The sequence below is a fragment of the Bartonella queenslandensis AUST/NH15 genome (genome assembly GCF_000312585.1).
In the GTDB taxonomy this organism is placed as follows: Bacteria; Pseudomonadota; Alphaproteobacteria; order Rhizobiales; family Rhizobiaceae; genus Bartonella; species Bartonella queenslandensis_A.
Genome location: NZ_HE997998.1, coordinates 171,610 through 180,881, shown reverse-complemented (window position 1 = coordinate 180,881; position 9,272 = coordinate 171,610). Strand labels below are relative to the sequence as shown.

Sequence of the window (9,272 nt, the reverse complement as noted above, 5' to 3'; positions counted from 1 at the left end):
GTTTAATGTGAATTATTTTTTATCCTCCATTTATCCTCAATTTTATCCACAAAAGAGAAGAAAAAAAGAATAAAAATAACACCATCTTAAAGATGTTATCCCCTGTTTGTTTTTATAATAGGTATTTGATTATCACAAGCGTTTAATTTGTGCATAATAGTGGAGGATTTTTCCTAAATTTTAGTTTTATAGAAAACAATAAAGATATATACACATATCTTAACAAGGAGTTAAATTTTTTGTGACAAAAGAAAAAAAATTCTTTCATTTACATATGCTTTCTGATGCAACGGGGGAAACATTAATCTCTGTTGGAAGAGCTGTCGCATCCCAGTATGCAATGTATCAGGCAATAGAACATATCTATCCTATGATTCGTAATAAAATACAGTTGCAAAAAGCTCTTGATGAAATAGAACAAGAGCCAGGTATTGTTCTTTACACAATGATTGATGAAGAACTTAAGCTTTTACTTCAAAAAAAATGCAAAAAAATAAAAGTTCCCTGTATTGATATATTGCATCCTGTTTTAAATGCTTTTCAATCTTATCTTGGAATGCCAACACATTTACGTGTCAGTGCACAACATGAACTCAATGCAGATTACTTTCGCCGTATTGAGGCACTCGATTTTACAATAGAACATGATGATGGACAGTCTTCTAGTAGCTTATTCGAAGCAGATGTTATCCTTGTAGGAATTTCAAGAACCTCTAAAACGCCAACAAGTATTTATTTAGCAAACCGCGGAATCAAAACGGCCAATGTCCCTCTTATTCCTAATATTGATTTGCCAGAATCTCTTTTAGAAGCAAAAAATTCTTTAATTGTTGGTTTAATCGCTTCAGCTGAAAGAATCTCACATATTCGACAAAATAGAGATTTAGGAGAAGGTTTTGCTTTTGATAATTATACGAATCGTATCAACATCGCTGAAGAATTAATCTATGCAAAACGCATTTTCGAACGCTTTGGTTGGCCTATTATTGATGTCACAAGACGCTCTATTGAAGAAACTGCTGCAGCAATATTTGAACTTTTATCACGATTTCGTGAAGAAAAATGAGAGAAAATTCTCATGAATACAAATACATTAATATTAGCATCTCTTAGTTCTTATCGTGCACAATTATTGAAAAAAGCAGGTTTAAATTTTTTCATTGAAGGAGCTTCTTTTGATGAAAGAGAAATAGAAAAAACAGCAAAAGAAAAAACACCTAAAGAACTCAGTTGTTTTCTTGCTAGTGCAAAAGCAAAAAATGTTTCAGATCGTTTTCCTGATGCTTTCGTTATTGGTTGTGATCAAGTACTTGATTTGGAAGGTCAAGTTTTTCATAAAGCAACAAATATTAAGGAAGCACATCAGCGTTTATCTGAGCTGTCAGGAAAAACTCATTCTCTTCATAGTGCAGTAGCTTTATTTAAAAATGGTCAAAAAATTTGGGTTGAAGCTTTTAGTGCACACATGTCCGTACGTTTACTCTCGTCAAAATTTATTGAACGTTATTTAGCACGTGTAGAAAAAGATGTTTTAAACAGTGTGGGTGTCTATCAAATTGAAGGAGAAGGGATCCATCTCTTTGAAAAAATTGATGGAGATTTTTTTACTATTGTTGGTTTACCTTTGCTGCCTCTACTCATAAAATTACGTCATTTGGGGATTGTTGATGGTTGATTTAACAATAAAAGAAACAAATTATCCCCGCGCTTTTGTTGTTGGTTCTCCTATTCATCATTCAAAATCGCCAAAAATTCACAATTTTTGGCTTAAACAATATGGTTTACAAGGGGAATATCTTGCACAGGAAGTAACCTCTGAGACATTCGATCATTTTATTACTTCTTTACAAAAAATGGGCTTTTGTGGAGGAAATGTTACTCTACCACATAAACAGGAAGCCTTTCGTTTAGCAGATTATAAAGATGAGAGAGCAACAATAATTGGTGCTGCTAATACACTTTGGTATGAAGGAGATAAACTTTGTGCCACAAATAGTGATGCCTATGGTTTTAGTGCTAATCTTGATGATTTTGCATCTGGTTGGGGAGGGGAAACAGCTCTTGTTTTTGGAGCAGGTGGCGCTGCACGCGCTATCCTATATGCTTTAAAAGAACGTAGATTTGGACAAATTTATTTAGTTAACCGTACGAAACAACGGGCTGATAATTTAGCTCAGCATTTTGGAAAACCCGTTAAAGTCTATGATTGGTATAAAATTCATGAAATACTTTCTCAGGCTGATTTGATTGTTAATACAACTTCTATAGGCATAAAAAAAACAGAAGAAAAAAATACTTCTTTTTTTTGTGATTTTCGTAAGGCAAAAAAAACGGCATTAGTAACAGATATTGTTTATACACCATTGATAACTCCTTTTTTACAACAGGCAAAAGCTTGTGGTCTAAGGACTGTTGATGGGCTTGGGATGCTTCTACATCAGGCTGTTATAGGTTTTGAACGGTGGTTTGGAGTAAGGCCACAGGTAACAAAAGCGTTACGGACAGCTATTTTAGAGGATATGAGTAAAGAAAGAGAATGAAGATTATAGGATTGACGGGATCAATAGCTATGGGAAAATCAACCGTTGCTGATTTTTTCAGACAAGCGGGGATTTCTGTTTTTAGTGCTGATGAGGCGGTACAACAACTTTATAAAAGTGAGCCAGCTTTATCGCGCATAAAGCGTATTTTTCCTAGTGTTGTTGAAAACGGTGAAGTTAATCGTTTGAAACTTTCTGAAATTTTGATTGATGATAAAGAAAAATTACAAAAATTAGAAAAAATAATTCACCCTCTAGTACAAGAAAAAGAAAAAAAATTTATTGATATAGCGCGCGACCAAGAGGAAAAATTAGTTATTCTCGATATTCCACTTCTGTTTGAAACAAATGGTGAAAATCGTGTAGATAGCGTTATTGTTGTTTCTGCTCCGCTAGAAATACAAAAAGAACGTGTAATGATTCGTCAAGGTATGAATGAGAGGAAGTTTGCCTTTATCAATGCCCAGCAAATGCCGGATGAAAAAAAACGAAAGCGTGCTGATTTTATTATTGATACAGGGAAGGATTTAGAAAATACACGTCAACAAGTTTTTGATGTGATAAAAGAGTTGCTAAAGAATTGAAGTCATGCGGGAAATTATTTTTGATACAGAAACAACAGGTTTAGATAAAGAGAAAGATCGTATAATCGAAATTGGTTGTGTAGAAATGGTTGATCGTTATCTTACAGGGCGCCAGTTTCACGTTTATTTAAACCCTGAAGGCGTTATTATTCCTGATGAAGTTGTAGCAATTCACGGATTAACCAATGAACGCCTAAAAAACGAAAAAAGTTTTAGCGATATTGTTGATGAATTTTTAGAATTTATCAATGGTGCGACTATGATTGCACATAATGCGAGCTTTGATATAGGTTTTATTAATGCAGAATTAAAACGCGTCAATAAGCCACTTATCAGTGTTGATAATATTCTTGATACATTGGCTATGGCACGGCGTAAATTTCCTATGGGCCCTAATTCTCTTGATATTTTATGCAAGCGTTTTGGAATTGATAACAGTCATCGTGTTCTTCATGGTGCTTTGCTTGATGCAGAGATTTTGGCTGATGTTTATATTGAATTGATTGGTGGAAAGCAGGGCGTACTAGGTTTTGATAACAGAAGGAATGTTGATGAACATATCCAAAATGATAAAGATATGTCTTATGCAGTTAAATTTCGTCCACAGGCTTTACCTTCAAGATTGAGTGCACAAGAAAAAAAGTTACACGCTGATTTTATCAATAAAATGGGTGAAAAAGCTCTGTGGAATAACTTCAAAATTCATGAATAACATTCTTACCTTTTCTTTTAAAAAGTCGCTTAAGATTAAAAATAAAAAATATGGATGTCAAAAAAAACGGCCGTTGTGGGGAGGGGAACACCACAACGACCTTGTCGCTACATCGTACCCCAGCTATCATAGGAGGAGCAAAATGAAAGCTATTAATCCTGTAACAGCAAAGAAAAGCTCTAGGTACGTAATATAAAGTGTAACGACTTCATGTCTTATGAAAAGAAAAAATGGCTTTTTAGAGGCAAAACGAAAAAAATTAAAATAAAAGTGAAAAAAATATATAAGGGTAATGTGTTTTTTTAGCTGAAATGGAGAAATAAAATTGTCATGAAGGCAACAGATCATCTTTTGTTGGTTGACGGATCAGGCTATGTTTTTCGTGCTTACTATGCTTTACCGCCTTTAAAACGTAAAAAGGATGGACTTCCAGTAGGAGCGGTAGCTGGTTTTTGTAATATGTTATGGAAATTACTTTGTGATGCTCGTAACACCAAAACAGGTATTGTTCCAACACATTTTGCTGTTATTTTTGATTATTCATCGGATACTTTTCGGAAACAGATTTATCCTCAATATAAAGCGAATCGCATTGAGCCTCCCGAAGATTTAATTCCTCAATTTGCTTTAATACGCCAAGCAACAAAGGCTTTTAATTTGCCTTGTATTGAAAAGGAAGGCTTTGAAGCGGATGATTTGATAGCGACCTATGCACAATTGGCAACAAAGGTTGGTGCAAAAACAACGATTATCTCTTCTGATAAGGATCTTATGCAACTCGTCAATAAGCATGTATCCTTGTATGATGGAATGAAAGACAAGCATATAGGTATCTCAGAAGTTATAGAAAAATGGGGGGTTACCCCTGAAAAGATGATCGATTTACAAGCGTTAATTGGAGATTCGACGGATAATGTCCCAGGTATTCCAGGCATTGGACCCAAAATTGCTGCTCAGTTGTTAAATCAGTTTGGTTCTCTTGATCTTTTGTTACAACGTGTGATCGAAATAAAACAAACAAAACGACGTGAAAATATACAAGCTTATAGTGAACAGGTTAAAATTTCTCGTGAACTTGTTAGGCTTAAAACAGATGTTCCTATAGATACTGATTTAGATGATTTTATTTTGGAGCCACAAGATGGACCACGCTTAATTGCTTTTTTGAAAGCAATGGAATTTTCAACATTAACGCGTCGCGTTGCAGAGGTGACGACATGCGATGCAGCTGTTATTGATGCACTTGATATAGATGTTGAATGGGAAAAACCTCACTATGGGCATGATTCTGATATCAAAAATATTGAGAAAGAATCTCTTCATAATTTTTCTGAAAATTCTCCACAAGCTTTTGCACAAAAACGTAAAGATCAAGCACTGACTCAAAAAATCATAAGAGATAATTATACAACAATTCTTGATGAGGAAATTCTAAAAGAGTGGTTATCACAAGCACAAGAGCAGGGTTTTTTTGCTTTTGATACTGAAACAACATCTCTTGATCCGATGCAAGCAAAGCTTGTTGGTTTTTCACTCGCATTACAGCCAGAAAAAGCAGCTTATATACCTCTTGAACATTTTTATGAAGGAGAAGAGGATCTTTTAAGAGGCGGGCGCATTGCCTCGCAGATTGAGACCCGAAAAGCTTTGGCACTTTTAAAACCGCTCTTAGAAGATTCTTCCGTGTTAAAAATTGGTCAGAATATAAAATATGATTGGTTGGTGATGAAGCAATACGACATTGTGATACGTTGTTTTGATGACACCATGCTTTTATCATATGTTTTGGATGCTGGAACTTTAACCCATAATATGGATGATTTATCTGAACGTTGGCTTGGACATAAGCCAATTGCTTATAAGGATTTAACACATAACGGAAAAAAAATTACTTCTTTTGCACAAGTAGATTTAAAACAAGCAACCCTTTATGCGGCGGAAGATGCCGATATAACGCTACGTCTTTGGCAAGTATTAAAACCGCAACTTGTTGCTCGGGGTATGGCAAAAATTTATGAGCGCCTTGATCGACCTCTTGTAGAAGTTCTTGCAAGAATGGAAGAGCGTGGGATTCTTATTGATCGGCAGATTTTATCGCGTCTTTCAGGAGAATTGGCACAAGCTGCTTTGATTTTAGAAGAGGAAATTTACAAACAAGCTGATGAAAAGTTTAATCTTGCTTCGCCAAAGCAATTAGGGGATATCCTTTTTGGTAAAATAGGATTACCTGGAGGTGCTAAGACTAAGGGCGGACAATGGTCAACTTCTGCACAGACCTTAGAAGAATTGTCTGCTGAAGGTCATCTTTTACCGCGTAAAATTATTGAGTGGCGTCAACTTGCAAAGCTAAAATCTACCTATGCCGATGCTTTGCCTTCTTATATTTTACCAAAAACAGGGCGTGTTCATACGAATTATTCTTTGGCAATAACATCAACAGGGCGATTATCATCATCAGAGCCAAATTTGCAAAATATTCCAGTACGAACTGCTGAAGGACGTAAAATTCGAACAGCTTTTATTGCTCCTAAAGGGCACGTGTTGCTTTCTGCTGATTATAGTCAGATAGAATTACGCGTTCTTGCACATATTGCGGATATAAAAGCATTAAAAGAAGCTTTTGCTAAAGGACACGATATTCACGCTATAACGGCGTCACAAATGTTTGGCGTTGCGATAGAGGGAATGCATTCAGATATACGACGGCGTGCAAAAGCGATTAATTTTGGTATCATTTATGGTATTTCAGCTTTTGGCTTAGCCAATCAATTAGGAATTTCACGCCAAGAAGCAGGTCGTTATATTCAACTTTATTTTGAAAGATTTCCAGGAATTAAAGATTATATGGAAAAGACCAAGAGCTTTGCACGTGAGAATGGTTATGTAGAAACAATTTTTGGACGTCGTATTCATTATCCAGAAATAAAGCAAAGAATGTAAAAATTCGTTCTCTTAATGAGCGAGCAGCTATCAATGCTCCAATTCAAGGTTCTGCGGCTGATATTATTCGTCGTGCTATGATAAAGATGGAAGATGCTTTAAAAGAAAAAAATCTATCAGCAAAAATGTTGCTGCAAGTACATGATGAACTGATTTTTGAAGTACCAGAAGAAGAGAGTCAAAAAACCATGGCTGTTGTTAAAGATGTCATGGAAAATGCTACAATGCCGGTTTTATCTTTATCTGTACCCCTTGAAGTGCAAGTCATGACGGCTCAAAATTGGGATGAGGCACATTAACTTTTTTCATTTATTTTTAAGGATATTCATTGCATTGGCAAGATTAAGATAGGCTTTGATAGGCAAATGATCTGAGGCAATGCGTGCAAGTGGTGAATAGTGGTTTTCAAGATTTGTTACCAATTGGTGAGGAAAGGCAAAAACGCGATCAAGGGCTAAAAAAGGAAAGCGAGAGGGAAAGCTTGGTACAACTTTAAGTGTGCTATCAAAATAGGGATAAAAATGGTTTAAAGATGAGCCTTTTCCCATTCTCCATTCGTTAAAATCTCCAATGAGGAGTGTTGGCATAAGGGAGCGTTTTTGCAAAATTGTAAGAAGCATTTTTGTTTGTTGTTTACGAGAGTAACGGAGTAAGCCAAAATGAGCGGCAATAATACGAATAGGGCCTGCTTTCATTTCCAGCTCTACAATGATAGCACCACGTGGTTCAATACTAGGAAGAGAGACTTGCAAGATGTTACGTACATATCCCTTTCGCAAAAAAAGAGCATTCCCATGCCAACCATGACCATGAGGTGACATGGTATTGAGAGGCACAGGAACTAAACCGGTTTCAGCTTTTAGCAGTTGAAGATTAATCAAACCAATGCGTTCCCCAAAACGTTTATCTGCTTCTTGAAGAGCAAGGATATCAACTTGTAATTCAGCAATAACACGAACAATTCGTGTAGGGTTAAAAATTTTATCAACACCTACACATTTATGGACATTATAGGAACCAATGGTTAGATCATAATGATTATTTGGATTGAGGATATTTGATTGATGATGAGAGCGGCTATGGATTGCCTTTAAAAGGGAATTATGAAGCTTTTGTTGGATAAAACCGGTAAACCAAGGGAATTTTTGCTTGTAAGGTATTTTTGTCATTTTGCTAAAAGAATATAATCCCTAAGAGGCAAAGAGTAAAAAACTTGCACTAAAAACAAAAGAACCTTGTTTCTTTTGGGAAACAAGGTTCTTTCATTAAGCGATGATCTTTTAAAATCAATCACGGTTTGAACCAAGAAATTGCAGCAAGAAGACAAACATATTGATGAAATCAAGATAAAGACTCAACGCCCCCATAATAACTTTACGTCCTTTAGTGTCACCTTCATCTCCTTCGTAATACATCAACTTAATGTTCTGAGTATCGTAAGCTGTTAAACCAGCAAAGATAAAAATACCAATAATGGAGATAGCAAATTGCAAAGCACTTGATCCAAGAAAAATGTTCACAATCGTAGAAAGGAACAAACCAATCAATCCGATGAATAAGAATGAACCAATTGCCGTAAGATCACGCTTTGTTGTGTATCCATAAAGTGAAAGAGCTCCAAAAGTTGCAGCAGAAATAACAAAGGTTTGTACAATACTTTCTGTCGTATAACGCAAAACGATCGAAGACAACGAAAGCCCGATCAGAGCAGCATAACCAAAAAAGAGGCTACGAGCAGCATTTGTGCTTAATGTATTAATTTTAAAACTGAGGAATAAAACTGCAACAAGCGGTGCAAACATAACAATATAAGCGAACGGCGATGTGTAAAATGTTACTCCAAATGATGTTAAATAAACACTGCTATTGATCTGAGCTGCTGCTTGGCTCATATCTGTTGTTGTTGCTAATGATACAATTGCATAAGCGGCAGCAGCTGTAATAAGCAAACCAATGGCCATTGTATTATAGACACCCAACATATAGTCGCGCAATCCCTGATCAATTGATGCATCAGCGTGAGAAGCAGGCGCTGAACGTAAATTTTTAAAATTAGCCATAATTAAAATCCTTTAGCATATGTTCCGTCAGGTATCGGTTTTTTAAAAAAGTGTCTCTGCTCATTGCAGAAACAAACTCCGTATAAGCCTTAATCTGGCAAATACAAAAAAAACTTCAGAATCACTGGCGGAATTCCAGCATATTCCCCTTTATTATGGAGATTTATTTAAAAATTACAAGAGATTTATCTAAGCAAGGAACCTTACAAATTGGTAAGGAAATGGTTCATTTTTAATGAAAAATATTTTCGTTTTTGCCATATTTTTGCAAGATAAAAAGACGACAATAAGAGATTTTTCATTATTTACAGAAACTCCATAATTCCCACCTATAAAATATCTCTCTTTACGGTTATGAGGAGAGAGGCACATAACATCACGTTATTTTTCAACTTATGATATTGCTCCTGCTCTGCCCAGCGAGAAGACTTGATTC

Annotated in this window: 7 protein-coding genes and 1 pseudogene; 6 read left to right on the top strand and 2 right to left on the bottom strand. The window is 35.6% G+C overall.

Annotation, left to right across the window (positions count from 1 at the left end; translation table 11 throughout):
- The first annotated feature begins 241 nt into the window (after positions 1 to 241).
- From BN338_RS04565 to polA, 6 genes and pseudogenes are all read left to right on the top strand, one after another.
- Positions 242 to 1,066, top strand: coding sequence for a pyruvate, water dikinase regulatory protein (locus BN338_RS04565; RefSeq protein ID WP_039759450.1), 825 nt, complete (start codon positions 242 to 244; stop codon positions 1,064 to 1,066).
- 12 nt (positions 1,067 to 1,078) lie between these two features.
- Positions 1,079 to 1,675 carry a Maf family nucleotide pyrophosphatase gene (locus BN338_RS04560; protein ID WP_039759448.1) on the top strand — a complete coding sequence of 199 codons (597 nt, stop codon included), beginning with the start codon at positions 1,079 to 1,081 and terminating at the stop codon, positions 1,673 to 1,675.
- Positions 1,668 to 2,540, top strand: coding sequence for a shikimate dehydrogenase (locus tag BN338_RS04555; protein ID WP_039759444.1), 873 nt, complete (start codon positions 1,668 to 1,670; stop codon positions 2,538 to 2,540). The genes BN338_RS04560 and BN338_RS04555 overlap by 8 nt, the downstream gene beginning before the upstream one ends.
- Positions 2,537 to 3,124 (top strand): dephospho-CoA kinase, encoded by a 588-nt coding sequence (gene coaE, locus BN338_RS04550; protein WP_039759440.1) that lies wholly within the window; start codon positions 2,537 to 2,539, stop codon positions 3,122 to 3,124. The genes BN338_RS04555 and coaE overlap by 4 nt, the downstream gene beginning before the upstream one ends.
- 4 nt (positions 3,125 to 3,128) lie before the next feature.
- The gene (dnaQ, locus tag BN338_RS04545; protein ID WP_039759438.1) at positions 3,129 to 3,836 is read left to right on the top strand and encodes a DNA polymerase III subunit epsilon; all 708 of its coding nucleotides are present in this window, start codon (positions 3,129 to 3,131) and stop codon (positions 3,834 to 3,836) included.
- A 330-nt stretch (positions 3,837 to 4,166) separates the two neighbouring features.
- Positions 4,167 to 7,075, top strand: a pseudogene (polA, locus tag BN338_RS04535) (DNA polymerase I).
- 6 nt (positions 7,076 to 7,081) lie between these two features.
- Here the strand turns inward: polA and BN338_RS04530 are convergent.
- Entirely contained in the window at positions 7,082 to 7,945 is an 864-nt protein-coding gene (locus BN338_RS04530; RefSeq protein ID WP_039759432.1) for an endonuclease/exonuclease/phosphatase family protein, read from the bottom strand.
- Between the two features lie 117 nt (positions 7,946 to 8,062).
- A complete protein-coding gene (locus BN338_RS04525; RefSeq protein ID WP_039759429.1) occupies positions 8,063 to 8,836 on the bottom strand; it encodes a Bax inhibitor-1/YccA family protein in 774 nt (257 codons plus the stop codon).
- Positions 8,837 to 9,272 lie beyond the last annotated feature (436 nt).